Annotated in this window: 1 protein-coding gene; it reads left to right on the top strand. The window is 70.3% G+C overall.

From position 1 onward, the window contains the following. Positions 1–2 precede the first annotated feature (2 nt). A partial coding sequence (locus tag IE258_RS40930; RefSeq protein WP_189750856.1) for a carbohydrate ABC transporter permease occupies positions 3–538 on the top strand: 536 nt, incomplete at its 3' end.

The following is a 538-nucleotide window of genomic DNA, read 5'->3' on the forward strand; positions in this document are numbered from 1 at the left end:
GGATCGCGCTGCTCCCGACGGTGACCCTGCTGCTCGGGGCGGTCTACTGCCTGCTGCCGGTGATGTGGGTGGTCATCGCGTCCACCAAGTCCGGCCGCGAGCTGTTCTCCACGTTCACCTTCTGGCCGGGCACCGGCTTCGCCGAGAACCTCACGGACCTCAACTCCTACCGCGAGGGCGTCTACTGGCAGTGGATGGCCAACTCCGCCGTGTACGCCGGGCTGGGCGCGCTGCTGTCGACGTGCGTGTCCGCCGTCAGCGGCTACGCCCTGGCCACGTACCGCTTCCGGGGCCGCGAGACGGTGTTCGGCATCCTGCTCGCGGGGGTGCTGATGCCGCCGGTGATCCTGGCGATCCCGCAGTACCTGCTGATGGCGGAGGCGGACCTCACGGACTCGTACCTGTCCGTGCTGCTGCCGCAGATCCTCTCCCCGTACGGGGTCTACCTGGCGCGGATCTACGCCGCGGCGGCGGTGCCGTCGGACGTGGTGGAAGCCGGCCGGATGGACGGGGCGGGCGAGTGGCGGATCTTCACCCG

It is taken from the genome of Streptomyces tendae (assembly GCF_014650435.1).
In the GTDB taxonomy this organism is placed as follows: domain Bacteria; phylum Actinomycetota; class Actinomycetes; order Streptomycetales; family Streptomycetaceae; genus Streptomyces; species Streptomyces tendae.